Here is a 26085-nt window from a genome sequence, read left to right as displayed (position 1 = left end):
TCAATAAATTCTCATGAAAAAGACTTCAATTGTGGAGTCAAACATCTGATAAAAATATAAAAAGAGTGGATTCCTGCGTTTTTTGAAAAATTTGAACTGCTTCAAAAAAAACACAAAAAAATATATTGATATCGATTCTCAATTGCATATAAACAACTTTTACGACCCTGTCGCATCCCCTTCAACCCCTCTTCCTGCAAGAGTACAGAAGGAGCAAGGCAGGACGTTACAAACGCGTTAAAAAACTCGCCAATACAATCCAAGTGCAGCTTTCAAATAAAACAACCCAGGGCAAAACAGCCCTGCCAGTTTCGATCGGGGTACAGAATGAACGAAACAGCGAACCTGCTACTGACAGACGATGAAATGGCCCGCTTTCAACAGGGACTTTCCGAACTGGAAAATTCCGAGCCGGCTTCTTCTTCCAACAACAATCCGGAAACACCCGGTGAATACGAACAGGCTGTCTGGCTCCTTCAGCAGCAGGAACCGGAGCTGGACCTCAGCCAAACCGGTTTGTGGACTCTTTCGGAAAAGCCCGACCTGCTCAAGCTGATCAATGCGGCCCAGACGCTTTTAAAAAAAATCCCGTCGCTGCAGTCCCTGTACAACCTGAACGATGAGGATGATTTCATCAAAAGTCCGGGCGCCCCGGATCAATCCCTGATCGACGTTGTTCCTTTCACCACGGAGGAGCAGGCCAGCGAAATCATCCGGCATGCACAGCAATCCGTCGGTCATTTCGCAGAAAATCCGGCCTTCAAAATTCTTGTCCTCGTCTCTTCAGGAACAACACTGATTGCCCTGATCAAACACAGAATTCTGGATCAGGCAGGCTCCGCCGCCTCCCTGATGCAGGCATTGGCAGCGCTTTACAACACACGCAACCACTCCCGACTGGAGATCAAACCGGACTTCCTTCTTCCCCTCAATCGACTGAGTGCTCCTTCTGCTGTTCCCTGGATCAAGCGACACACAGGACAGGATGCCCCCATCTCCACAGGAGCCTTCGCCACGCAGAACGGCCGGAGCAACTGCAGTCATGTTGAGCTTCAACAGGAAAACCTGCAGCTCTCTGCAGAGGACGAGAACTCCCTTTATGCGCAGATCACCGCTCATTTCGGGCGTTTCATTTGTACTCTGGGAGGACACAAAAGCCTTGTTCTCGAACTGCAAAGCGAGCTGAACAGCAACGATGTCAACCGCTGCTTCGAATACCTCCTCAATCTGGATCAAACGATCGAGGCAACTGCAGATCAGCTTCTGGATCTTCACAGGACAGAAGCTCTTGCAGATAACAGTGAAACCCACAATCTGCCTTTTGTCTCCATCAGATGGCATGAAAGCAACCCGGAAATAAAACTCGGGCAGGCCCCGCTGCAAACACGTCACTCCAGCCCGGGCAATGCTCTTAATGATCTCACGCTCAGCCTGCTCTTCTGTGAAAATGGAAAGCTCCGGCTCACACTGGAAACGGGACAGGGAGTCTCCGACCATGTGTCAGCCTTCCTTCTGGAAAGCTTCTGTGATGTTCTGCTCAACAGCGGCACAGGTTGCAGAGGTGAAAACCTTCCAACCCTGCGCGCACACCCGACACAGCAGCCTGCCCCAGCCCGAAACCCTGATGAAACGCCAGACAGGGCCAAGACAGCCGCCCTCATTCTTGCAGAATTCCGGGACGCGCTTTCTGCCCCCCGAATGACAGCTGACGAGGACTTTTTTGACTATGGCGGTCACTCCCTGATTGCGACCCGCATCATTGGTTTCCTGCTTGAAAAACACGGGATTGAGCTGCATTTCAATGATCTTTTCAGCAATCCGACAGCCAACTCGCTTGCCAGAAAGGCCAAACTCTCAGAAGGCGCAACGCTGCCAGCGGACACAGCAAACACACAGGCATCCTCCGGCACGGCTCCCCTGTCCATCGCCCAGATGTCACTCTGGAAAGCCTATGCCGCTTTTGGCTTTGGCGAGATTTTCAACATCCCATTTGCTCTGGATTTTCTTCAGCCTGTTGATGAAAATGTCTTCAGACTGGCCTTCAGGGATATCCTCGAAAGACATGCGGGCCTGCGCGCGCTCTTCATCCGGACAGAGACAGAGGTGCATCAGGAAATCATCGCCATCGACACCCTGGACGAATACAAATGGTTCTGGTCCAGCGAGGAAAGCCAGGGCGTCACCAGACACGATGAAGCCGGACATGTCTTTGACCTTTCAAAGGAACTGCCGATCCGTTTGCGCTTTTTGAAAGATACGGAGACAGGCCGGCAAACACTCTCCTTCCTGTTCCACCACATTGTGCTGGACGAATGGTCCGTCAACCTGATGATGGACGAACTTGCCAAAGCCTACAAAGCCAGAACCAGCGGACAAGCGCCTGTCTGGACCACTTCGGGGCAAGCTCCTCTGGACTTTACAGGCTTTGCCCGGCTTCAGAAAGAAAGGGGACTGGACCCGAGCCATCTGGCCTACTGGGTGGATGACCTGAAAGATGCCCCGCAAAAGCTGGATCTCTTCCCCGAGGATCAGAGCACAGCAAAGGCTGAAGGAGAAAGCTCGCCCGAAGGAGGCTGGATCGAGTTCAAACTCGACAGACAAACCTCTGATGGCCTCTATCACTGTGCACGGGAAAACAATGCGTCCCTTTTCAATGTCACCTACGCGGCCATTGCCGCTTCCCTGCAAAGTCTGGGGGCACTGAAAGACCTGGTGGTTGGCACCTCCGCATCAGGGCGAACAGACCCGGCCTACTTTGACACCATCGGTTATTTCACCACTGTCGTTGCACACAGGATCCGCTTTGAGACAGGCATGACTGCCCCCGGACTGATCGAGGCCGTCAAGAACACTGTAAACGGCTCCATGCCCTACACAGATGTCCCGATCGACCTTGTCGAAGAAGCTCTCGGGATGGCACCGGGCAAGGATCACCTTTTTGAAGTCTTTATCCAGATCCATGCCCAGAACAAACTCAACGGGGTTCTGGAAGCGGAAGACAGGAGCGAGATCAACTTCCGGCAGGTCGACCCTGACAAGCATGAGTCCCTTCTGGGACTTCAGTTTGAAGTCATGGAAGAGGTCATCAGGGGCGAGCGCTCCATTCGCGTTCTGATGAGCTATCGTGCAGACCGTTACAATGAAGAACGGGTCAAGCAGATCAGAGACAAAATGGCTGACATGTTCGAGCTCTTTTCCTCTGGCAGCACAGCCAGTCTTGTCGAAGTCACAAGATAATTCATCATCTCCTGCAAAAAAGGGCTGCCTGAAAGCAGCCCTTTTTTCATATCCCCAGCAGAGAGCTTCACACCCGGGAGAAACCGTTCCAGAGTTCGCCCACAGTCCTGTCCAGAGCCTCAACAGCGAGTGCCTCCAGCAGGAATGACGGCAGATCCTTCTGATGACGTTCAAAGCTGTCCTGCCTGGTCATTGCAGGATCGGCATCGACATAGAACACCAGACCGCTGCCATCGGTTTCCCCCCGGAATGTCAGATTGAAGCCGTCCTCCGACCCGTTGGCCAGCACCCGGCGTGAAACCTCGCAACCGAAGAATTCAGAAGAGTTAAACGGCAAAACGTTCACCAGCGGGGTGAAGAAGAAGCGATTGCCTTTTTTCATGCCGTGATCCGCTGCAATCTGCTCAATCCTGTAGCGACCGTGCTTTCTCTGTTCCCTGAGGGTCGCAACCGCTTCCGAAAGGAAACTCCTGATGCTTTGTTGCGGACTATACTGCAGCTGGAATGGCAGAATATTGACCATCAGGGCTGGCATGTGAGCCCCCACGCTGCCCCATCGGCTCATAAAGGGCAGCCAGAGCGTGATCGCATCCCCTCCCCCTTCCTCGCGGCTCAGTGTGCGGGACAGGTAAAGACCGGACAGCAGGATCAGCAGATCCGGCCAGCCTGTATCCAGTTCCTGCGCCATTTTCTGCAGTCTTTCTCCGAAACTGTCGGGGAAAGCTCCGTGAGCGTGCAGCCCCGAGACCCCGTAATCCTCAACTCCCTTGTTCAGAACAGGCAGGGAAACGGACGGGTCCAGATAGTTTGCCCAGTAGCTGCGATCCTTCTCCCAGCGCCGGCTGTTTCTGTAGGCCTCTTCCTCCTGCAGGAAACTTCTGAAGGAATTGAAGGGATGCCCCGCTTCACCCTGTCCGCAGAAATGACTGTAGAGCTGCCCGCACCTCTGTTCGATCAGGGCAAAGCCATAGCCGTCAATCACGATGTGATGCGCCCGGATATAAAAGAGATAATGCTGCTCGGACAGGCGCAACAGAATGAGGCGGGAGAGATACTGGACACGCAGGTTCAGGTTCTGCTGCATGTCGTGATCCATCACATCCTCTGCAGCCTTCATGGGATCTGTTTCCTGCCGCAGGTCCATCAGTTCAAGCTCTGGTCTGCCCTGGACCTCATAACGCTGGAACAGGCCTTTGGGATTGTCCTGCTCCCGGAACCTGAGAGCCAGAACATCCGCTTCGCTGACGGTCTGCTCAATGGCTCTGATCAGAGCCTCCTCCCGGACCTCTCCCCTGATCTCCAGACAGTGAGCGACTGTCGAAACCGGCAGGTCGGGATGGAAGGTAAACTCCTCCCAGAAATCCAGCTGAGGCAGTGTCAGCGGCATCCACTCTTCATTCGTATCGGACATAGACATTTTTCATCTCCTCCCAAAAGCTCAAGCAACAGCTTTTGCGGATTGCATCAAAACCAGATTTTCAAGTTCGGAAAGATTGCGGCATTTCAAAAGCTGTACGGGTTTCACCGTGATGCCCATCTCCTGTTCCAGCCTGGCGCAGAGACTTTTGAAATGCGTGGGCAAAAGCCCCAGCTCAACCAGATTTGTTTCAGGAGAAACTATCCCGACAAGGGGTTTTCCTGTCACCTTCAGACAAATTGACAGCAACTGTTCCTGCCTGCTGCCCAGACAGTCCTCTACAGCAGCTTCAGCATCGTCCTCTCGCTCCTGTGGTGTCGCCTGTCGGGGCTGCTCACACAAAAGCTGTGCAGCCTGTTTCCTGTCAGGCTTGCCATTGGCAGAAAGCGGAAGTTCCCGGACACAGAGGAAACGGCTGGGCACATGGGACTCAGGCAAACAGCTTCTGGCAAAATCCCGAAGCACCGCGGACGCAACACCGTCACTGTCGTCGCAGACGCACAAGGCCCCGAGCACACTGTCTCCACCGGAAACAGAACCATAATCCACCACAAGAACCTGCTTTATTTCCGGAGATTTCAGCAGTTCGTTTTCAATATCCGGCAAGGACACGCGCACCCCGCGAACCTTGATGTAATTGTTGACCCGACCGGCGAACAAAAGAGTGCCGTCACGCCTGAAGCACCCCAGATCACCAGTTCTGAAAGCTCTCACAGGCTGCCCCTTGTCTCCGGATACTGAGACAAAATCCTTTTGAACCAGCTTTCCCTCTTCCAGATAACCAAGAGCGACATTGGCACCGACAGTATGGATGCGCCCCCTGACACCCGCGGGGCAATGCCCTCCCTTTTCGTTCAGAAGGTAATAACCATTGGCCGGCAGGGCCCTGCCATAGGGAACCAGTTCCATGTCCTCCGGCATGATTTCATGCCAGATGCTCCAGATTGTCGTCTCGGTTGGTCCTCCCAGCGAAATCAGGCGCATTTTGGGGCAGAGTTTGTGCAGACGCTGAATGACAGAAGGTTTGATATAGTCACCTCCCTGCGCCACCAGCCGCAACGATCTGACTGTTTCCGACCTGAGGCAGGCCATAAGCATTTCCAGAATGGCAGGAACAGAGCACCAGATGGTTACCCCGTGTTCAGCGACCAGCTGGTTCCAGCGAATGGCATCCTTCTCGCTTCCCGGTTCAGGCAACACCAGTGATGCTCCGGCGACCAGACTGCCAAAGACATCAAAGACAGACATATCGTGATGCAGCGGCGTTACAGAAATAAAGACATCCTGCTCTGTAATCTGCCAGTTTTCGATTGTCTGTCCGACCACATTGTCAGTGGCCCTGTTGTTCAGGACAACACATTTCGGCTTTCCGGTCGTACCGGAGGTGTAGAGATAGTAAGCCGGGTCCATACTGCGGGACAGCTCCTGCAGGTCAGGCAGCAGCGCTCTGGGGTCATCCGGTGCCGGTGCAGACAACAGCTCGTCCGGTGATGCGATCGGACAGTCTGTTCTCCCGCTGGCCCTGCCAGTTGAAACAACCAGCGAAGGGCAGCAGTTTTCCAGCAGATACTCCAAACGGTCATCCGGAGAAGCAGCGTCGACAGGCACCCAGATCAAACCTGCAAGGGCACAGGCCAGCGTCACGGCAATATGTTCGGGACTGCGCGGAAGACAAATGGCAACCACATCCCCCCGTCCCAGCTCTCTCTGCTCAAAGGCAGCAAGGATGGATGCCACCTTCTGCCCAAGTTCGGAGTAGCTGGTTTTCTCGCCGCCACAGATCAGGGCACTCTGCTCAAACACTCCGCAAAAGAGGTTGTCTGCCAGACTGCCCAGGTAATCACCGGGGCGGTAATCCTCTCCGGTCTGATTGAAACGGTAATGGCTCAGATCGACATAATCACTTGCATTCAGGGACAGAAGATCCTCAGGCTGATCAAGGTTTGTCACAACCTCATCCAGCGTTCGCAGAATATCATCCACGACCCCGGCTTCCAGTGCCTCCCTTGCAAAGTCAATATCGATCAGCAGATCACCATCGGCATTGAGAGAAAGCCTGATATCCATGGCTGTCTGAGGGGTTTGCGTCAAACCGGAGTGAAATGAAACCGGACTGTCCTGATCGAGCATCGGCCAGTTGAGCGCATTGGTCAGAACCACCGGAAGGGCAGGCCCTTCGCTGCTGTCTTTCATCAGCAGTCTGTTGATCTCAATGCCGGAGAAAGACAGATGTTCCAACCCTGAATGGATATCCTGTTGCAAGCTCTGCGCACGACTGGCAAAGCTGCCCTCCGCGCTATTCCAGTCCACAGCAATAAAGCCGGAACGGTTGCCAAGCTGTTCGGCATTTCCCGGCGCCACAGGAACTCCAACACAAAGACTGCCTTCGGACAGCCAGGTGGAAAGAACCTCCAGAACCAGCGACATCAGCACCGTGTTCCTGAAGAGGCCCTGCCGCGCCCCGAGTTTCCCAAGCGCCCGGAACCTTTCCCGGCTCACGCACAGCGTTGAGCGCTGATAGCGCGAGGACCGGACCGTTTCCAGTGATTGCGTCCAGGGAAGTTTTGGTGCAGCGGTGACGGCTTCAAGCTTTTCCCGCCAGTATGCTTCATCAGAATCAGATGCTTTGGTTTGTGCCGAAAATTCAACAGGTTCCGGCCGGTTTCCAGCCACAGCAATGTCCCCGTCTGAAAAGAGTTCCTTCATCATCTGCGAAATGGAAAACCCGTCCAGCAGCAAGGCATCAAAAAGAACAAAGACGACAACAGTGTCCTCCTGTTCACTTCCTTCGGGCAGTTTCCAAAGGGTTACCTTCCAGGGAGAGCCTGCAGACAGATCAAACAGTCTGTGCGCATAGTCCTCTTTTGTCTGCTCGATCCTGCACAGGGCCTGCTCATGGCTGTCCTGCGTCAAATCAACGATTTCAAGGTTGAGAACAACATCCTCCCTTATGCTCTGAACCAGACGCACCTCGTCGATACAGGTTCTCAGGGAGCTGTGTTTTTCGACAAGGGCAGACAATCGCTGCCTGAAAAGCTCACAATCCAGTCTGCCGCGGTACTCGCGAAAATCCTGCATTGCCACTCCCCCAAGCGGCAGATGCGTGCTTCGCCCGACCAGATAGGCCTTTTGCAGGGAATTCAGTGCCTGTTCCATGTTTCAATCTCTGTCTTTTCAAGGGTTATGAGGCTGCAACCAGAGTTTCAAGGAAGACCCGGGCTATTGTTTCCGAATGCCCTTCAGTCTGCTTTTCGATCCGCCTTGCCAGCAGCAAGGGTGTGTTGTTGTTCTGAAAGTCTCCGGGCTTCAAATCGAGCGACCTGAAAGTGTTGTTGAGAAACAGCCGCAGCTGTTCCAGCTGAGCAGCATTTAACCCGTTCTCAGCAAAAGCCTGGCTTTTTTCGATATCCTGCTGTCCCGTCAAACGTTTCAGCAGAACCAGCACCATGTCGAGTGTTGAGCTGTCATGGTCACTGCTGCCCGTCAGTTCCGTCAAAGACAACCCCAGGAGGTCATCATTCACTGCAAGCTTGCGCAAACAGTCGACGTAATCATCAAAAACACGCCTGATCCAGTCTTCGGGCAAGGCATCCAGCCGGATATCCCAGTTCACAAGAATACCGTCGTCAACTGCTGCAACCTGGGCATCAAGAGCAACCTGGGGTCCCTGCGAAATTGCCCAGGACATTTCTCCAAAGACGCGCTTTACCCGCTCAGAGAAAAGCGTCTTGCCGGGCACATCGACACCCGCTGTAAAGACCACCGGCGCAAACTGCATTTCCCCCTTGTGACGCGACAGATCGCGCATCACGTTCACGCCGGGATAGGATGAGTGGTCCAGCAAGTCGATCATCTGCTGCCCGAGATCCTGCACAAACTCCCTCAGAGACATATCGCGGGACACATCAATATTGGCGATGAGGACATTGGCAAATTCGCCAATCAGCCTGTCGACATCAGGGACATGCGGACTGCGCCAGAACATGGGAACATTCAGACGGAACCTCTGTTCCTTCAGGTGACGCCCCAAAACCAGCGCGAAGGCCCCCAGCATCAGGGTGGAAAGCGTAACCCTGCACTGACGGGCAATCTGCTCCAGACCTGCTCTTTGCTCCCTTGACAAGCCTTCGTGAAGTCTCAGGCTCCGGACAGGATTTGTGCCACTCTGCTCCAGATAGGGCAGCGACGGTTCCGGCAGAACAGCAGGGAGCCTGTTCTGCCACCAGTTCCTGTCACGACGCTTCTGTTCCAGCAGTTGCTGATCCTGCTGACGGGTGCTCTGCCAGAGCAGGTAATCGCTCTGTTTCTCCGGCAGCACTGCTTCTGGTTGTTCATAGACTCGGGCCAGTTCTTCCATCAACAGGACAAAACTTGGCGGATCAATCGCAATCATGTCCGTATCAACATGCAGGCGGAACTCTCCGTCAGGAAGAAGCGTGATCCCCATTGCCAAGGGCCCATGTTCCGCGAGATTCATGATCCTGTTGGTCCAGTTTTCCCGCTGCGACAAAATGCTCTTTTTGATAGAAAAATTATCTTTTTTTGACAGATCCTCTGATTCAAGCAAATTTGGCATTTTTTTGTCACAGAACTTTTCCTCTCCCGAGGCAGAAATTCTGAGACGCAGCATGTCATGATGTTCGAAAATCCTGATCAACGCAGAGTTTAATCTTGAAATATCAATATTATAACCGGAGAACTCTACATACAGATGAGCAGAGACATTCCCCAAATGCCCTTTGTGGAGTCGTCCTGACCAGTAAGCTGCTTGCATTTCATTCATGTTAATAAGAATCATTCTCAGCAATTGACAATTGATGATTTTTATAATTAATTTCGCTCATACGTCAACCAGTCCGACAGGAAAATATAATGACGAACGGCACTTTTATGACGCAGAACTCGCAATCAGACTGCTCAAGTGATGTTAACTCGAACCCGCAGGAAATCCTGTTCTCGTCCGGCAATCGTGAACTCCGCACGTCCGGACATCACACCCGGATACAGGTCCCGGCCAACGGAGGCGCAAACGGTGCCAGCCCGTTCCAGATTGCTGTTAACGCAGCTCTGAGCGAAGCCAGCAAAAACGGTCAGCAAAACCAGATTATTGTCGGAGCCATCCCCTTCGACACCAGTGAGCCCTCCTGCCTTTACATCCCGGAACAGTTCGAATGGGTGGACCGCAGCGAAAACTCTGCTCAAGCCTCCCTTCAAAAGTCTCCGACTTTGCTGGCAGACAAAAGCATTCCGGATGAGGCAGGCTTCAAAAGAGCTGTAAAACAGGCTGTGATGAACCTGCAGCACAGCGATGTGGACAAGGCTGTCCTCTCCGCAACCCGCGAACTCCAGTTTGCAGAAACTGTCGATGTGGAACAGCTGCTTGCCAGTCTGAGAGCACAAAACAAGGACGGTTATCAGTTCCGTATTCCGCTGTCGGATGGCAGCAAGCTGATCGGCGTCAGCCCCGAGCTTCTGGTGCGCAAGACGGGCGGTCACATCACCTGTAATCCGCTCGCCGGTTCCGCCAAACGCCAGGCTGATCCCGAGCAGGATCATGCCGTCGCCGAAAAGCTTCTTGGTTCGGAAAAGGACCAGTACGAACACAGCGTTGTCATTCGGGAAATGAAACGGGTTCTGGAACCTCATTGTGCCGAACTCTCTGTTCCGGACAGTCCCTCCCTTCTGAGCACATCCGCGCTCTGGCATCTCTCCACCGTTATTGAAGCCGAGCTGAAAGATCCGTCCATGACAGCGCTTCAGGTTGCCTGTCTTCTTCACCCGACACCTGCCATCTGCGGTTTCCCGACCGAGCTGGCTCACAGACTGATCCGTTTTGTGGAACCCTTTGAACGCGGCCTCTTCACAGGCATTGTCGGCTGGAGCGATCTGCAGGGGAACGGAGAGTGGGTGATTACCATCCGCAGCGGTATTGTCCACAACGATGTCATCCGGGTCTTTGCAGGTGCAGGCATTGTTGAAGCATCCCAGCCTGACTCTGAATGGAACGAGATCCAGACCAAAATGAGCACCATGCTCAATGCATGCGGTCTCGGGGCCTAGGCGACAGGATCAGACTATGAAAATCCCCTACACCCCCTGGCCGGAGCAGCTTTCGGATCTTTACCGTCAGAAAGGCTACTGGATCGATCAACCCCTCACCCGCATCCTGGACGAGCAGGTTCGGGAGCGGCCTGATGCGACCGCGCTGATCTGCGGTGACAGAACTCTCAGCTATTCAGAACTCGACAAGCAGGCCGGAAATCTTGCGTCCTTCCTGCAGGACAAGGGTCTGGGAGAAGGCGACACCGCCCTCGTTCAGCTCCCGAACACTGCAGGGTTCCATGTGGTTTTCTTCGGCCTGCTCAAAGCCGGAGTGGCACCGGTCAACGCTCTGTTCAGTCACCGTGCACTTGAACTTTCCTCCTACGCTGATCAGATCAAGCCAAAGCTGCTGATTGCTTCAAGACAGCACGAGCTTTTCGCCAATGATCACTTTATCAGCCAGTTACAGTCCGAACAGCCCAACCTGCAAACTGTACTGCTGGCAGGCGAGGAAAACGGAGAGAAAAACCTGACCGCCGTCCTCGCGAAAGAGGGCTCTCCGTCCTTCAAACCTTCGCCCTCGCCTGCTGATGCTGTTGCCTTTTTCCAGCTTTCCGGCGGAAGCACCGGTACACCGAAGCTGATCCCGCGCACTCACAACGATTACGACTACAGCATCAGAGCCAGTGCGGAAATCTGCAAGGTGACGCCTGAAACCCGTTTTCTCTGTGCCCTTCCGGCCGGACACAATTTCCCGCTCAGCTCGCCAGGTGCTCTGGGCGTTTTCCATGCAGGCGGTTCAGTCGTGATGACCTCCAGCCCGGAGCCTCTGATCTGCTTTGAACAGATCAGAAAGCATCAGGTGACAATGGCAGCGCTGGTGCCTTCGGCAGTTCAGCTTTGGCTTGAGCATGCTGAGAAGGATTCGACCTCGCTTGCTTCGCTTGAACTGTTACAGGTTGGCGGTGCCAGCTTTGCCGAAACTCTTGCCCGATCCGTGAAGACAAAGCTCGGCTGCCAGCTACAGCAGGTCTTCGGCATGGCTGAAGGTCTGGTGAACTACACCAGACCCGACGATCCCGAAGAGCAGATCCTGACCTCGCAGGGCCGACCAATCAGCCCCGACGACGAAATCCGGATCCTTGATGAAGACGGCACAGAAGTTCCCGATGGTCAGGCCGGCGCTCTGGCAACCCGGGGACCCTACACTTTCAGGGGGTATTTCCTGAGTCCGGAACAGAATGCGAAAGCCTTTGATCAGGACGGGTTTTACCACTCCGGCGATCTGGTAATGAAAACAGCAGAAGGCAACCTGCGCGTTGTCGGACGCATCAAGGATCAGATCAACCGCGGTGGCGAGAAGGTTGCCTCGGAAGAGGTCGAAAACCTTCTGCTCCGCCACGAGAGTGTCAGGGAAGCCGCTCTTGTTGCCATCGCAGATGAGCGTCTAGGCGAGAAAAGCTGCGCTTTCATTGTCCCGGACCACTCCGATCTGAAAGCCATTGCCCTGAAACGCCATCTCATGGATCTCGGGATTGCCCAGTACAAGCTTCCGGACCGCATTCTCTTTATTGATCAGATGCCGCTGACAGCCGTCGGCAAGATTGACAAGAAAGCCTTGCGCAACCAGCTCGCAGCCAAGGCTCATCCCACAGCCCTCACAGCATAGAAAACGAGACAAAAAATGGCCATCCCAAAAATTGCCGACTATCCAATGCCCGTTCCTTCCAGCTTTCCGGTCAACAAGACTCCCTGGAGCCCGGACAGTAAACGTGCTGTTCTCCTCATCCATGATATGCAGCGTTATTTCCTGCGCTTCTACAGCGAGGACGGCGAACTGGTCAAAACACTGACAAACAATCTTGTCCGCCTGAAAAAATGGGCCAGGGCAAACGGTGTTCCGGTCGTCTATACCGCACAGCCTCACAACCAGTCTCCGGAAGACCGCGCACTGCTCAACGACATGTGGGGGCCCGGCCTGACTGTTGTTGATCCGGAACTGCAAAAGGTCTCGGACGAACTCGCACCCGATGAAAACGATGTTGTCCTGACCAAGTGGCGTTACAGTGCCTTCCAGCGCTCCGATCTGCAGCAGCGCATGAAGGACTGGGGCCGCGACCAGTTGCTGGTCGGCGGGGTTTACGCTCACATTGGCTGCATGGTCACTTCTGTCGACGCCTTTATGAACGACATTCAGGCCTTCATGGTCGGCGACGCTGTTGCAGACTTCTCCGAAGCCGAGCACAGAATGGCTCTTCAGTATGTTGCAACACGATGCGGACACGTGGTCCATACACAACAGGTCACCGGTGACGCCGCAGAGGATGAACCACTGGCCGAGTGGCTTGCAACCCGTGTGCAGCAACTGATCGAGGATTCCGAGGAGATCGATCCGGAAGAAAACCTGATCTTCTACGGTCTGGACTCCCTGCAGGTGATGAAGCTTGCTGCGGAACTCAAGGAGCGCGGCATCGTCGTCGGCTTTGAAGAGCTTGCCCGCGTTCCAACGCTGAAGGCCTGGCAGGAACTGATTGAACAGAAAAAACTGGCAGCCTGAACGGATATCATGACATGAGAACAGACAGTCCGGTTCCTGCAGACCTGTTCGAAGGCAAACGTGTTCTGGTCTCCGGTGCAGCACGCGGCATCGGGCGACGCATTGCCGAACGCCTGTCAGAACTGAAAGCAGACGTTACGGGTTTTGACCGTGACTGTTCCGTGGACGTTCCTCCTGCCTTCAGACTGCTGAAGGCAGACATCAGCGATCCGGAACAGGTCGAAAGCCTGTGCAACGGCCTCAAGGCCGAAGCCGACAGGCTCGACATCCTGATCAACGCTGCCGGGGTCCTGCGCCTCGGCACTCTTGAGGACACAGATCCGAAAGACTGGCAGGAAAGCATCAGCGTCAATGCCGGTGGTGTTTTCTTCATGCTTCAGCAATGGGCACCCGTTTTCAGGAAACAGCGCCATGGCAGTATCGTCAACGTTGCTTCCAACGCCGCCCACGTTCCCCGCATTGGCATGATTGGTTACGGAGCCTCGAAAGCAGCCCTGATCAGTCTCAGCCATACTGCTGCACTGGAACTTGCGCCCTATGGAGTACGTTGCAACGTGGTGTCGCCCGGTTCAACGGACACCCCCATGTTACAGGGCATGCTCAGTGCACCGGAAGCAAGGGATCGTCTGATTTCCGGATTGCCGGAACACTACAAGCTGGGTATTCCCCTCGGCAAGATTGCAACACCGGATGACATCGCCGATGTCGTGCTGTTTCTGGCTTCCGATCAGGCCGGCCATATCACCATGCAGGATATCGTCGTTGATGGCGGCGCAACACTTGCAGCATAACCAACAGCTTTCAACCAGCATCAGGCCCGCAGCCCTTCAGGATTGCGGGCCTGATGGTCTTCACAGACTGCCTCTCAATTGCCCTGTAGAAATATCCCCGTGGCCTGAAAGCACAGACGACTGTCTTTTCATCGCCATGAGATTTGATAAAAAGCTGACAGCTCCCCGCGCTCTGGACCTTCCGGATCAGCTGCAAAATGCCCTTGCCAGACGCCAGAGAGAATTCATCGCCGGACGGCTCTGTGCAGCAGAAGCAATCCAGAAAACCAGGGGGCAGAAAAGCTTCCCCACACGCAACCCGGATGGTTCTCCCTCATGGCCGGAAGGTCTGACGGGTTCCATCACACACAGCCACAACCTCGCCATTGCGGCTGTTGGTCCTTCCCGCCTTTACCGGGGCATTGGAGTGGATCTCGAGAGAACCATTCTGCCCGAAGAACTTCCGGCGATTTCCAGTGTCATTCTGGGACAAAAGGAACAGGCGCTCTGGAGCCGGCAAATGAATTCACGGATGCTGACACTTCTATTTTCTGCGAAGGAAAGCCTCTTCAAGGCTCTCTATCCTGACATTCCCCGTTATTCCGATTTCAAAAGCTCCGAACTGTTCAGGCTGCTCACACCCGGCACAGGCCTCCTGCGCCTGACAGAAGATCTGTCTCCGCGCTGGGCAAGCGGTCATGTTGTTCCCTTTTGCTATCAGGCCACACAGGACCTTGTCCTTACATCGGTTCGTGTCAGGAAAGAACAACAAACAGGTTGCATGAGCAGCCAGCGCCCCCTATAAGCGGTCCTCCCTCGACACACATCTCCTGGAAAAAGATCAGGCGCCTCCATGCGACCTGAACGGAAAGGCTCTGCGATGATCAGCTGCGGTCTCGACTTCGGCACCAGTAACTCTGCAATCGGCCTGGCTCTGGATGGCAGAATCACTCTTTGTCCACTGGAAGAGGGCAGGATCACCATGCCAACAGCCCTTTTCTATTATAACAACGAGCCCAAAATCACCATGGGACGTCAGGCGATCCAGGATTACCTCAACGGTGAGGAAGGACGTCTTCTGCGCTCGATCAAGTCCCTGCTGGGAACAGGCCTGATCAGCGAACAGACCGTCCTGAACGGACAGCGTCGCGCCTTTACATCTGTGATTCAGGATTACATTGAGCGCGTCAAAATCCGTGCGGAAAAACACTCCGGGCAGAAACTCGAGCGCGTTGTCGAGGGGCGCCCGGTTCATTTTGTTGACAACAGCACGACGCACAATGATGCCGCAGAGAATTCCCTTCGCAGCATTCTGGAAGAAACGGGATTCAAAGACATCCGTTTTCAATACGAGCCTCTGGCGGCAGCGCGCTGCTTTGCTGCGACGAACAGAGACAAAACAGATCAGGGCATTGCCCTGATCGTCGACGTGGGTGGGGGTACAACAGATTTCACCCTTCTCGATTTTGCCTCTGGCGGCGCGTCCGAAACTCTCAGAAAAGAGGCCATTCTCGCCAACCACGGTATCCGTCTGGGCGGGACGAACTTTGACAAGGCACTGTCTCTTGCCAAGGTCATGCCCCTGCTGGGATACAAAACACTTTTAAAAGGTGACAAAAACCTGCTGCTTCCGGACTGGGTTTTCAAAATGCTGGCCACCTGGTCAGAGATTGTTTTCCTCTATGGACGCGAAAAGCGGTCCGACGTGAACTGGATCATCCAGAACGGCGCCGCACGGGAAGAAATGCAGCGGCTGAAAACCGTGATCGAATGGGAACTCGGGCACAGCCTCTGCAACACTGTCGAGGAAGCCAAGATCGCGCTGTCCTCGCAGGATCAATGGAGCATGAACCTCAAAGCCATTGAGCACGGGCTAGAAACATCACTGGACCTGCAGGAGGTTTCTGAAATCCTTCAAAGCGATCTGGACCGCTTTAACAGGGCCATCACAGAAACGCTTCAACTGGGCAATATTCGCGCAGATCAGGTGTCACATGCAGTTATGACCGGTGGCTCAACCAATCTGACAGCATTGAAAGATGCAACCCGTGCCATGTTGCCCCGTGCCCGAATGGTGGAAATGGACAAGCTCTCGGCCGTTTGTCAGGGACTGGCCCTCGAGGCTCTGGAAGCATAAAAAAGCCTCCCTTTTCGGGAGGCTTTTTCCGGTGGACAGATCAGTGTCCGGTTGCAGCATACTTCATAACATGGAAGATGAAGTTCTGTTCAACAGTCCCGTTGAGCAAATGAGCCCAGGGACCACGGGCATAGACAGCCACATCAACAGCAGAGTGGGTCTCGTAATCCATCGGAATCAGAGCCTGCTGGATGTAATCCGGATCAACAGCTTCTTCCTGTGTCACAACCGGACGGGATCCCTGCCCGCCTTCGGACAGAATGGAACCAATACCGTTCAGGTAACCCACGACAGAATAGGGCTTCCCGTCGTTGGCAAGGTTGAGTTCACCGGTGTGCTTCACACCGTTGTTGTCCACGCCGTAACACAGACCCGTAATGGGTGTTCCACGACCGCAGGTTCCGTTGAAACCGATGGAGTGGTCATGGTCAGCCGTCACAACAATCAGCGTTTCTTCCGGATTGGTCATTTCCATGGCAACCCGGACAGCGTCATCAAAGGCCACACCGTCAGTCACAGTGCGGTGCACATTGCCATCATGATTGGCGTGGTCCACACGTCCGGCCTCAATGGCCAGGAAGTAGCCGTCTTGATCATTCGAAAGAGCCCTGATCGCTTTCTCCGTCATCTCGGCAAGTGACGGCTCTCCGGCACGATCGTTTTCATACTTCATGTGAGAGGACTCAAAGAGAGCGAGAACAGGAGAACCATCCAGTTTCAGCGCATCCGCCGTTTTGCTGTCCCAGGCATACTGGACGCCATTGGCCTTTGCTGCCTCAATCAGGTTCTTGCCGTCTGTACGCTTGCCGTTCTTGCCCTCATTGTCCCTTGCCTCTTTCGGCAGGAAGTGACGACGACCGCCGCCCATTGCCAGATCGACAGTTCCCTTTTCCATCGCAGAGATCAACTGCGATGCAATATCGGGAGTTGTACAGCCTTCAGGCAGCTTGGAATCGTCTTCGTGGTTCCTGTCAGCCGCATGGGCGTAAGCAGAAGCAGGCGTCGCATGGGTCAGACGCGCTGTGGTCACAAGACCAACGGATTTTCCGGCATCAGAGAGAATTTCCGCAATGGAGGCAACCGACGCGCTTTCAACAGTGCTGCAATCTCCGCGATTGAGCGTTTCATCCACACCGATCACACCCGCCTTGGTCTTCACACCACTGAAAAGCGCAGTGGCTGTTCCCGCTGAGTCAGGTGTCTGTGCATTGACGTTATAGGTCTTCACCAGCGCCAGATGCGGCAACTGCTCCTTGGACATAACGTTTTCATCACCAAAGCCACCCTTTTGCTGGCCCTGATAGATACGCGTTGCATAGTTGCTGCCAACACCATTTCCATCTGCCACCAGAACAATGACATTCTTGGCCTTGCCTGTGATTGGCGCCACAGCCATTTTGGCTTTCAGTTCCTGTTGCGCAGCCTTGTACCAGTCGTTGTTTTCCTGTGGAAGATGGCCATCGGCAAAGGCCGCTGTTCCCAACAGACTCAAAGCTGTTGAGGTGATAAGAAGGCGTTTCATATCTTTATCCCTGTTTTTATTTGTTAAGCGAGTAAGGAGTGCAACACACAAGCAGCTGCTTACAGCTGTAAACTTTACAACAAATCCTCTGTCACAAAACTTACAAAATTGTGATTTCGCTATAAAACTTATGGATACAAAACAGGGGATGTCCGTAACATCCCCTGTTTCCGCGAGTTGACAGCCATCAGATCAGAACCGCACCCGCAGTCCGACACCGACTTCGCGGGGATCCCCGACGATGGAAAAGGCCGTTGCAGTGCCGTGCTGTCTTTTTTCGAGTTCATAGAATTCGTCAAAGATGTTCGTCACATAGGCAAAGGTTTCAATATTCCTGTAGCTGTAGGAAAGCCTGGCATCCGCCACAAAGAAGGAATCAACCCTGTTGATCTCTGTATTGGCATCATCCGAGAAGTAACCATCACTCAACCGGCCATTGGCCGTAATTTGCCAGCCTTCGAAGGGGCGATAGTTCACACCGAAGGTCGCATTGTAATTCGGCGCACGCTGAAACTCGTTCCCGTTGACAACAGTCGATGAGCCCTCAAAGCTCTCGATTTCTGTCTGCAGCAGACCCATGCCACCAAAGAAATCCAGTTCTTTCGAATGATTGTATTCAAAGGACAGCTCGGCACCGAAAGAGCGCGCATCATCAGCATTGTCGAGCTGGGTCACACCATTGACCACAGAGAGACGCTGGGCATCCTTGAAGTCAGTGTAGAAAATGTTCGCATTGGTCCGAAGACGGTTGTCCAGCCAACTCGCCCGGGTGAAAAGCTCATAGTTGACAAGCGTTTCCTCGTCGAAGGTGTCCGGCGTGAAGGTCGTAAAGTCCAGCGTCGCTCCTCCGGGATTGAACCCTTTTGAAACGCTCGCCCCGATGGTCAGCTCATCGTTTACATCGTAGGACAGAGCCGCTTTGGGCAGGAAGGCATCGAAGCTTTCCTCATAGTCCAGAGCGATGGCAACCAGCCCGTTCCGGTTTTCACCAACGCGCTTTTGTCTGTCGTACTGATAGCGAAGCCCCAGTGTCAGATCCAGAGCCTCTGTAAAGGAATAGGTCACCTCGCCAAAGAGCCCGAAGCTCAACTGCTCGTCATCATAGTCCGACTCACCGGTTCCGAAGGTGATAATGGAGGTGTTGAAGTAATCCTCCTGGTCACTTTTCAGCACAGAGGTACCGATCAGGCCCTTGAAAGGCAGGGTAACCGGATCAAAGTCGAGGTAGAGTTCGGATGCATATTCATCAAGCTCGATATCTGTATTGCCATAACCCGGCTCCTGACGGCGCTTCGTTTCCGACCGGGTGATCGAGGACACGTTCCTCAGAGTGAAAGTATCATCAATTTCATATTCCAGATCCAGCACGGCACTGTTGGTCGAGTTTTCCAGAACGGAGTGTTCATCGTTGTTTCTCACCAGATTTTCTGCCGGCAGATCAACCGCTTCGGACTGGGGTCTTACACTGTCGTTTCGGGCAAGCGTCAGTTTTGCGCTGAGCTCCGGAATATCATCTGGCAGGAGCAGAAACTTCAGCCGGCCGTTCAGATAATCATCGTCACGCGCACTCACAGGGAAATCGGGCCTCAGCCCCGTCTGGGTCACAAAGGTATCGTGGTTTCTGCTGTCAATCGCAGCGCGCACAGCAAGCTGGTTTTCGATCAGGGGGCCGGAAACAACGGCAGAATACTGCTGGGTGTTGGAGGAACCGACCAGCACCTGACTGTCAAACTCATAGTCAAAAGTCGGATCATTGGTTTCGACAAAGACAGCTCCGGATATCGAGTTCCGCCCGCTGTTGGTTGTCTGTGGTCCCATGAAAACCTCGACCTTCCTGGTATCCCAGACAGAAAATCGTCCAAAGACATATTCGTTGTAGGTCAAATCCCGCCCATCAATATTGATGGTACTGCGGGGACGCGCACCACCGATCAGCCCCCGCGCTGCCGTCAGCGGGCCGGTTGTATCCGATCCCCGAATGGTCGGTGCCAGACTGTTGGTTCCGTTGACAAGCACATTGGGAGCCTGATTGATCACGGTTTCAATTGTCTGCGGTCCCGGACTTTCCTGAATGCGCTCACCATCGACAACATAAACACTCGAAGCGGTGTCTCTGAGGCTCCGGGCCACCCCCTCACCGGTGATAGTAATGGGGTCCAGTGTCAGCGTTTCACCACTCTGTTCAAGCTGTCCTGCTTCCAGTATCAGCGTGTTGTTGTCTGTAATGCTGTAGCTGAGATCAGAGCCTTTCAGCAGCTCCCGGAGAGCTTCATCAACACGGTAGGAACCTGTTACTCCGTTCGAGAGGGTTCCCTGTGCCAGACGGGAATCAAAGAGGATCTGGTAACCTGTCTTTTCCCCGAATTCCAGCAGGGCCAGAGACAGGGGCTGCGCCTTGATCGAAAAGTCAAAAACCCGACTTTCCTGCGCATAAACAGACTGTGAAACAACAGGGGTCGCGACCCCGATACCTATGGCCAAACCCAAGGCAAACAAACTGATACTGGTCTTCATATGCAATCTCGATTTCTTCACTGCAGGGAGGCACATCACAAATGCGAATGCCTCTCATTTTTGATTGTATGCTGTGAAGACGACAGAAACGGGAAAAGCAATTACACAAAAAAATATTTTTTTACGAATGCGTCCAGTTCTCCGGATAAACGAAGACCAGATAACCGGAAACCCTGACCAGTCGCACAGGAAGGCTTTTCTCAAGATCCTCCAGAACCGCATCCACGTTATCAAGCGGAAAGGAACCGGTCACAGAGATATCGTCGAGAGCCGGGCCAACTGCCAGAATTCTTCTCTCTCCATAACGCTCCAGTTCACTCAGGACATCTGTCAAAGGCGCGTTTTCAAAAACCAGACGCCCCTTCATCCAGGCCAGATCAAAAAGCCTGTTCAGTGGCCGCTTGACACTCAGCTGTTCTGCCTCAAGCTCAATGGTCTCTCCCTCCTGCAAGACAACAGGAGCCTCCCGAAGGCCTTCAAGCCTCACGGTGTTTTCAGTGACAGAAACCCTTAAACTGTCTCCAATCCTGCGGACGGCAAAAGCCGTTCCCAGAACATGCACGCTTCCCAGTTCGGTCTCGACAACAAACGGACGCCCCCTGTCCTTCTCAACAGAGAAGTAGGCCTCGCCTTCAAACAGGGAAACGTGGCGCTGTTGCTCATCAAAGCGGACAGAAACAGCAGAACAGACATTGAGCAGAACCGAAGAACCATCCTGCAACTCCACAAGAGTCTGCTCCCCCGACGCCGTTGTATAATCGGCAAACAGCCACTGCCCCTGCAAAGAGAGATAACCGGCTCCGACCATCAGCAGCACAGCTGCAGCCGCGGCCCAGGACCGGAAGCCATGTCCTGTCCTTTCCCCCTTGGGAATTCCGTTGTTCCTTCTCCCCTTCTGCCTGAATTCCAGAAGCTCAGCAGCTTCAAGAATATCCTGCGAAACGGCAGGTTCGCCAACTTCCGGCACAAGGTCCCAGAGTTCCTGAATATCCTGATAGGCCTTGCGATGGTTTTCATCCCGGGCAAGCCAGTTTTCAAAGGCCAGACGTCGTTCTTCGGACAAATCCGGGTCCCGCAAGGCTACAAACCACTCCGTTGCACGCTCTTCAATCGTCAGGTTTTCCTGCTCTTTTACCATGTCTTTTTGCTCTTTCGCGGGCACTGATCGCAGCATCTCTCGGGACTCAAGACGTTTAACGCACAGAAAACAATTACTCCAACAGACATTCTATTTCCCACCCATTTTAATGCGGCAGGTGTTCAGGGCCCTGACCATGTGGACCATGACGGTGTTTTTTGAAATCCCGAGCCTCTCAGCGATTTCCGCGTAACTCATTTCATGAAACTTGTGCAGGGTTATAATTTCCCGCTGCCTTGCCGGAAGCTCCCGGACGATCCTGCGAATCTGTCCGTTCCTCTCCCGATCAAGAAGGCTTTGCTCCGGGTCCGGGGAGCGGTCCATCATTGCATCAAGGACATCAGCCCCCTCAAGAGGTGCTGCAGGATTTTTCTTCCGGAAATGATCGACCAGAAGGTTTGAAGCCAGACGAAACAGATAGGCCCGTGGATTGTCGAGTTTGCCTGCAGGTTCGCTGTTCAGCAGTCTGACGAAAAGCTCCTGACTGAGGTCAGCGGCAACCTGCGGTGATTTCACCTGTTTTTTCAGGTAATTATGGAGTTCCACTCCATAGGAATCATAATAGTGCTGAACATCACTCTGCTTCATTTATACCAGCTGGGCTATAACTCAATTTGCGCCACATACTATACAAATAAGATTGATTTTCAATATCAATTAAAATGCCGACCAGAGCCCTACAGCTCCGGTTCCCCACTGGCCTGTCTGTTCCAGTAGGCTGCACAGTAATACTGATCTGTTTTCAATTGCCAGTCAGACTTCAAAACCTTCCGAACCTCACGCGCCTGCTGCTGCTCACTGCCAAACCAGACATAACTGCCCTCCATATCGGGGATCCGAGCTGAAAGCAGGGCTTTGGGAAGAGCGACACCATCGTCCTCCAGCCACGCAATCTCAACACCCGAAGGTTTTTTCAACCCGACTTTCCAGTCCGCCTGACGCGTTGCAAGAAAGACCTGTCCGCACACATCGGCGGCACAGTTTTCCAGAATTCTGGAGATCGCAGGAAGCGCTGTCTCATCCCCCCCCATCAAGAGCCACCTGGCATCGGGAAAGCCACCTCCGCCCGGTCCCATAACGCCGACGACAGATCCGGGTTCCACCGTTTCAGCCCAGTCGGACGCAACACCGCCAGCGTGTCGGACCAGATCGAAGTCCAGTTCACCGGCTTCCGGCCGAACGAACCGTGCCGTATAGACACGGTTGTACAGCGCCTCTTCCCCTTCCGGAAACCGGACCTTACCCGAACGCGCCCTGACGGGCCATACCGGTGGTCGTCCCGGATTGACCGGCAAGAGCAGGCGAAAGTGCAAGCCACCATGGCAGAAGCTCTCCAGTCCTTCGCCGGAGAGCGTCAGGCGAAGCATTCCTTCATGCAGGACCTCGCGCCTGACCACTGTCATCACCCGGAAATTGGATGGTGTTCCCTCATCCGGAACATGCCCTTTCCAGACAAGGTGCTCTTCCGCAAGGAAAGGCATGTGCTCCAGAAGATATTCACTGAGAAAGCTGCGCATGAATTCCAGCGCCTCTTCCCTCTGCGTTTCAAGTGCGAAGGTCATCTGCTCCTGATCTGCGGAAAGATACAGCAGACCATATTCGCTCTCGATCAGAAAACGACCGTCTTCCAGCGGTTGGGCATGAAGTCCGTGCTCCTCGATATGAGGAATCTGCTGACGCAGGATTTCATCGGCAGAGGGCAATTCCAGAGTAAGACTTGAAGACAGCATCACGCACTCCCGCTTCTGGCCAGAGCATTTTGTCTGCTCAGCAAAATCAGCAACAAAGGTGTCCCGACCAGAGCAGACAGCAAACCGGCCGGCATTTCATAGGGATAATCCAGCATGCGACCAATCCAGTCTGCCAGCACCAGCAGCGTCCCCCCGATCAGAGCCGAAGCCAGCAACTGGGCCCGTACCTGCCAGATCCCCATGGCCCGTGCAACATGCGGAGCCATCAGACCGATAAAGCTCAGGGGTCCGATCAGAACTGTTGCACCTGCTGTCAGAAAGGCTGCGACAGCAAACAGAACAAACCGCGTCCGCCTGACGTTCATGCCCAACGCACCGGAAACCCTGTCGCCAAGCGCCAGAAGTTCCATCCCGCGCGCGCCCCACAAAAGCGGCACAAGAAAGACAACACCCATAATCAGGGCCACAACAGCAGCCTCCAGTGAAACACCGTAGGTTGATCCGGACATAATCCGCAACAAATGAACGGCCCGCAAGTCTCCGGATGCCGCGAGTGCGCTGATCAGGGCATCAATCAAGGCCCCCAGTGCCACACCAATCAGGATCATTCTCTCAGGCTGGAACCCGCTTTTCCGTCCAAAGGCAAAAAGCGCCGCCAGAACAGCGCTCGCTCCGAACAGGGCACCCACTGTCAGGGTTCCGGCATTGTTACCAACCAGAAAAAGACAGACTGCAACACCGATCATGGCACCTGCATTAATGCCCAGAACCTCCGGGCTTGCCATCACGTTTCCTGTCAGGCGCTGAAGGATCAAACCGGAAAGTGCCAGAAGAATGCCCGCACCAAAAGCTGAAAGGACACGCGGAACACGCCATTGATAAAGCTCTTCCCATGTGTTTGTCAGATCAAGGCTCCATCCCAGACCGGCTTCACCGCGTCCAAGCCCGATTGCCATGACAAGGACAAGGACAGCCAGTACACTGAAAATTACCAGAGACAACTGAACGGATCCGGCACGCCAGACCGGGGGCAATTCTGCCTTTTGAAGCACCGTATCAAACTTCATCCGGGGAATCAGAACAAGCAACAGCGGAGCTCCCAACAGGGCTGTAACCGCTCCGGTCGGAACAAATTCACGGAATGTCCCCGACAGCAACTGAATGCCTGCATCCGTAAACCACAAGAGGACAGCCCCCATCAGCGCGCCCCAAACGATCTGGGAGACAACCCTTCGCGCCCCGCACAAGCGAACGATCATCGGGGCCACAAGCCCGACAAATCCGATCACTCCGACAGCGCTGGTCACCAGGGCTGCGGCTGCAATTGCAAGGGCAACAGCGAAAAAGCGGATTGTTCGCGGAGACACTCCCAGCGAAGATGCGCTGCTGTCCCCCAAAATCAGAAGAGAAAAAGGACGGACCAGCAGTGCACAAAGAATGAGAACAACAGAAAGCTGAGGCAAGAGATCCTGCACGCCTCCCCATCCCTGCTGGGAAAGGGAACCAGCCCCCCAAATAAACAGGGTCGCCAGATAGCGTTCATTCAGCAAAACCAGAATATAGGCCAGAGCACCACAGTAAAGGCTGACAATCAAACCGGCCAAAATGAGCGAAACAGGTGAAAAGTCCCCCCGAGCCATCAACCCGAATACCATCAGTGCGGTCAAACCTGCACCGGTCAGAGCCACGGCTTCACGCCCATGTTCCAGAACAGACGGGAAGTAGAGACTGGCAATGACCAGAGCCAGATAGGCCCCTGATGACACGCCCATTGTTGTCGGAGAGGCCAGGGGGTTTCTGAGGGCAAGCTGCAAAACAGCGCCGGACAATCCCAGCGCCAAACCGGACATAATCGCCACAGTCATTCTGGGCAAACCGGAATGAAGCACAAGCATTTGCCCGATAGAATAGTGATCCGTCTGAAGACCACCGTTGAGCAGGCCTTGAAGGTCGTGCCCCATCAACAGCCAGGACAATCCCAGGGCCAACAGCCCCAGCAACATGACCAGAACCGGCGCATAGTTTCTTTGTGTTTCGCTCATGTGTAGCGACTTTCCAGATAATCCACCAGCAGATCGAGGAAACGTTCCGCTGTCGGCAACATTCCAAAGGCAATAACAGGGGGGAAAATGACGAAGCGGTCCTGTTTCACGAAGGAGAGATTTGTCCACAGAGGGCTCTCTTTCATCGTTCTTTTCACATCATCAACCATTGGCTCAAAGACAATAAGGTCCATTTCATCAAAGGCATTGGCAGCAATAGCGAGCTGCTCCAGACCAATTGTCTGAAAACCCCAGTAATTTGTTGATCCGCTCCAGGCATTCTGCAGGCCGATAAAATCCAGCACATCCTGAAACATGGAATGTTCGCCATAAATCCTCGCATGGCGATCATCCATGAAATTGACCATGGCAACCGGAGCAAAATCATTCCGCGCCACAAGTTCACGCGCCTTTTCCATCTTCCGGTCAAAGCCGGCCAGATAATCCTGAACCTCTGCTTCCAATCCCAGAAGTTCCCCGAGTTCCAGAGTTGTCTGACGGGACACCTTCATGGGATTCCCCTTCCCGTCAAAGACAGGAATGGAGTGGACCCGGGTTATTTTTTCCAGAGCAGCCCTGTGGCTTTCCGTGTAGGAAGTGATAATCGCCAAATCCGGCTTCAGGCGAGAAACCGCCTCCAGATTGATCACCAGATCCTGCCCGATATCAACGACACTGTCCGGCAATTCGGGTTCTCCAACCCAGTACTCCCAGAAAGCACCATCAATAACGCCCACAGGGGGCAATCCGAGCCTTATAAGCGTAGAAGACGACCCGAGATCAAGACAGACAATGCGACGGGGGTAGCTTTCGATCTTGCCTCCCTCACTTCCGGCAGTTGTCGTTTTGAGTAACAACGCAGAAGCAGGGGATGGCAAAGCCTGAAGCCCTTGACCTGCCCCCATTGAAGTGTTCCATTGTTTGAGTTCGGATTTTGACTTATTCCACCCGCGAATAAGGAGAAATCAAATGGGAAAGCAACGTCGTTACACACCAGAGCAGATCATCAACAAATTGC

17 protein-coding genes are annotated in these 26085 nt (G+C 53.9%); 7 read left to right on the top strand and 10 right to left on the bottom strand.

Translation table 11 applies throughout. The annotated features are described in order from the left end of the window. The first annotated feature begins 327 nt into the window (after window positions 1-327). Complete coding sequence (locus AAAH10_RS15120; protein WP_343565076.1) at window positions 328-3237, top strand: condensation domain-containing protein; 2910 nt, start codon at window positions 328-330, stop codon at window positions 3235-3237. Between the two features lie 67 nt (window positions 3238-3304). On the opposite strand, the gene AAAH10_RS15115 is transcribed toward AAAH10_RS15120, so the two are convergent. Genes AAAH10_RS15115 through AAAH10_RS15105 form a run of 3 tightly spaced genes read right to left on the bottom strand, consistent with a single transcriptional unit; the run spans window position 3305 to window position 9428 of the window. Further along, the gene (locus AAAH10_RS15115; RefSeq protein ID WP_343565074.1) at window positions 3305-4654 is read right to left on the bottom strand and encodes a condensation domain-containing protein; all 1350 of its coding nucleotides are present in this window, start codon (window positions 4652-4654) and stop codon (window positions 3305-3307) included. Window positions 4655-4675: 21 nt separating this feature from the next. Then, a complete protein-coding gene (locus AAAH10_RS15110; RefSeq protein WP_343565072.1) occupies window positions 4676-7810 on the bottom strand; it encodes a non-ribosomal peptide synthetase in 3135 nt (1044 codons plus the stop codon). 25 nt (window positions 7811-7835) lie between these two features. Beyond that, window positions 7836-9428, bottom strand: a complete 1593-nt coding sequence (locus AAAH10_RS15105) for a condensation domain-containing protein (RefSeq protein WP_343565152.1) — start codon at window positions 9426-9428, stop codon at window positions 7836-7838. Between the two features lie 98 nt (window positions 9429-9526). Between AAAH10_RS15105 and AAAH10_RS15100 the strand changes: the two genes are divergently transcribed. The 6 genes from AAAH10_RS15100 to AAAH10_RS15075 are packed head-to-tail and all read left to right on the top strand — an operon-like array spanning window position 9527 to window position 16160. Further along, window positions 9527-10714: an isochorismate synthase gene (locus tag AAAH10_RS15100; protein ID WP_343565070.1), complete on the top strand. Its 1188-nt coding sequence runs from the start codon at window positions 9527-9529 to the stop codon at window positions 10712-10714. A 16-nt stretch (window positions 10715-10730) separates the two neighbouring features. Then, the gene (locus AAAH10_RS15095; RefSeq protein ID WP_343565069.1) at window positions 10731-12365 is read left to right on the top strand and encodes a (2,3-dihydroxybenzoyl)adenylate synthase; all 1635 of its coding nucleotides are present in this window, start codon (window positions 10731-10733) and stop codon (window positions 12363-12365) included. A gap of 15 nt (window positions 12366-12380) precedes the next feature. Beyond that, window positions 12381-13253, top strand: coding sequence for an isochorismatase (locus tag AAAH10_RS15090; RefSeq protein WP_343565068.1), 873 nt, complete (start codon window positions 12381-12383; stop codon window positions 13251-13253). 14 nt (window positions 13254-13267) lie between these two features. Continuing rightward, entirely contained in the window at window positions 13268-14044 is a 777-nt protein-coding gene (gene dhbA, locus AAAH10_RS15085) for a 2,3-dihydro-2,3-dihydroxybenzoate dehydrogenase (RefSeq protein ID WP_343565067.1), read from the top strand. Then, a complete protein-coding gene (locus AAAH10_RS15080; RefSeq protein ID WP_343565066.1) occupies window positions 14019-14828 on the top strand; it encodes a 4'-phosphopantetheinyl transferase family protein in 810 nt (269 codons plus the stop codon). The genes dhbA and AAAH10_RS15080 overlap by 26 nt, the downstream gene beginning before the upstream one ends. A 48-nt stretch (window positions 14829-14876) precedes the next feature. Then, on the top strand, window positions 14877-16160 hold the full coding sequence (locus AAAH10_RS15075; protein WP_343565065.1) for an Hsp70 family protein: 1284 nt from the start codon (window positions 14877-14879) through the stop codon (window positions 16158-16160). Between the two features lie 40 nt (window positions 16161-16200). Here the strand turns inward: AAAH10_RS15075 and AAAH10_RS15070 are convergent, their stop codons facing one another. The 7 genes from AAAH10_RS15070 to AAAH10_RS15040 form a co-directional block, all read right to left on the bottom strand. Then, window positions 16201-17682, bottom strand: a complete 1482-nt coding sequence (locus AAAH10_RS15070; protein ID WP_343565064.1) for an alkaline phosphatase — start codon at window positions 17680-17682, stop codon at window positions 16201-16203. Window positions 17683-17874: 192 nt separating this feature from the next. Then, complete coding sequence (locus AAAH10_RS15065) at window positions 17875-20196, bottom strand: TonB-dependent receptor (RefSeq protein ID WP_343565063.1); 2322 nt, start codon at window positions 20194-20196, stop codon at window positions 17875-17877. A 121-nt stretch (window positions 20197-20317) separates the two neighbouring features. Beyond that, window positions 20318-21334: a FecR family protein gene (locus AAAH10_RS15060; protein WP_343565062.1), complete on the bottom strand. Its 1017-nt coding sequence runs from the start codon at window positions 21332-21334 to the stop codon at window positions 20318-20320. 90 nt (window positions 21335-21424) lie between these two features. Further along, window positions 21425-21922, bottom strand: a complete 498-nt coding sequence (locus AAAH10_RS15055) for an RNA polymerase sigma factor (protein WP_343565061.1) — start codon at window positions 21920-21922, stop codon at window positions 21425-21427. Between the two features lie 89 nt (window positions 21923-22011). Then, complete coding sequence (locus AAAH10_RS15050; RefSeq protein ID WP_343565060.1) at window positions 22012-23064, bottom strand: siderophore-interacting protein; 1053 nt, start codon at window positions 23062-23064, stop codon at window positions 22012-22014. Beyond that, a complete protein-coding gene (fhuB, locus tag AAAH10_RS15045; RefSeq protein ID WP_343565059.1) occupies window positions 23064-25067 on the bottom strand; it encodes a Fe(3+)-hydroxamate ABC transporter permease FhuB in 2004 nt (667 codons plus the stop codon). Before fhuB ends, AAAH10_RS15050 begins: the two co-directional genes overlap by 1 nt. Further along, window positions 25064-25972, bottom strand: a complete 909-nt coding sequence (locus tag AAAH10_RS15040; protein ID WP_343565058.1) for an ABC transporter substrate-binding protein — start codon at window positions 25970-25972, stop codon at window positions 25064-25066. The genes fhuB and AAAH10_RS15040 overlap by 4 nt, the downstream gene beginning before the upstream one ends. Window positions 25973-26085 lie beyond the last annotated feature (113 nt).

This window comes from Carbonatibacter coralli (assembly GCF_039592655.1).
In the GTDB taxonomy this organism is placed as follows: domain Bacteria; phylum Pseudomonadota; class Alphaproteobacteria; order Kiloniellales; family Kiloniellaceae; genus Carbonatibacter; species Carbonatibacter coralli.
Note: the sequence above shows the minus strand (reverse complement) of the source record. Positions and strands in the feature narration are given on the sequence as shown.

Excerpts from the sequence above, each read along its gene's own strand:
- AAAH10_RS15100 (WP_343565070.1), top strand. The coding sequence starts at position 9,527 with ATGACGAACGGCACTTTTATGACGCAGAACTCGCAATCAGACTGCTCA.
- AAAH10_RS15080 (WP_343565066.1), top strand. The coding sequence starts at position 14,019 with ATGGCGGCGCAACACTTGCAGCATAACCAACAGCTTTCAACCAGCATC.
- dhbA (WP_343565067.1), top strand. The coding sequence starts at position 13,268 with ATGAGAACAGACAGTCCGGTTCCTGCAGACCTGTTCGAAGGCAAACGT.
- AAAH10_RS15095 (WP_343565069.1), top strand. The coding sequence starts at position 10,731 with ATGAAAATCCCCTACACCCCCTGGCCGGAGCAGCTTTCGGATCTTTAC.
- AAAH10_RS15065 (WP_343565063.1), bottom strand. The coding sequence starts at position 20,196 with ATGAAGACCAGTATCAGTTTGTTTGCCTTGGGTTTGGCCATAGGTATC.
- AAAH10_RS15120 (WP_343565076.1), top strand. The coding sequence starts at position 328 with ATGAACGAAACAGCGAACCTGCTACTGACAGACGATGAAATGGCCCGC.
- AAAH10_RS15090 (WP_343565068.1), top strand. The coding sequence starts at position 12,381 with ATGGCCATCCCAAAAATTGCCGACTATCCAATGCCCGTTCCTTCCAGC.
- AAAH10_RS15110 (WP_343565072.1), bottom strand. The coding sequence starts at position 7,810 with ATGGAACAGGCACTGAATTCCCTGCAAAAGGCCTATCTGGTCGGGCGA.
- AAAH10_RS15070 (WP_343565064.1), bottom strand. The coding sequence starts at position 17,682 with ATGAAACGCCTTCTTATCACCTCAACAGCTTTGAGTCTGTTGGGAACA.
- AAAH10_RS15060 (WP_343565062.1), bottom strand. The coding sequence starts at position 21,334 with ATGGTAAAAGAGCAGGAAAACCTGACGATTGAAGAGCGTGCAACGGAG.
- AAAH10_RS15115 (WP_343565074.1), bottom strand. The coding sequence starts at position 4,654 with ATGTCTATGTCCGATACGAATGAAGAGTGGATGCCGCTGACACTGCCT.
- AAAH10_RS15040 (WP_343565058.1), bottom strand. The coding sequence starts at position 25,972 with ATGGGGGCAGGTCAAGGGCTTCAGGCTTTGCCATCCCCTGCTTCTGCG.
- AAAH10_RS15075 (WP_343565065.1), top strand. The coding sequence starts at position 14,877 with ATGCGACCTGAACGGAAAGGCTCTGCGATGATCAGCTGCGGTCTCGAC.
- AAAH10_RS15105 (WP_343565152.1), bottom strand. The coding sequence starts at position 9,428 with ATGCAAGCAGCTTACTGGTCAGGACGACTCCACAAAGGGCATTTGGGG.
- fhuB (WP_343565059.1), bottom strand. The coding sequence starts at position 25,067 with ATGAGCGAAACACAAAGAAACTATGCGCCGGTTCTGGTCATGTTGCTG.
- AAAH10_RS15055 (WP_343565061.1), bottom strand. The coding sequence starts at position 21,922 with ATGAAGCAGAGTGATGTTCAGCACTATTATGATTCCTATGGAGTGGAA.
- AAAH10_RS15050 (WP_343565060.1), bottom strand. The coding sequence starts at position 23,064 with ATGCTGTCTTCAAGTCTTACTCTGGAATTGCCCTCTGCCGATGAAATC.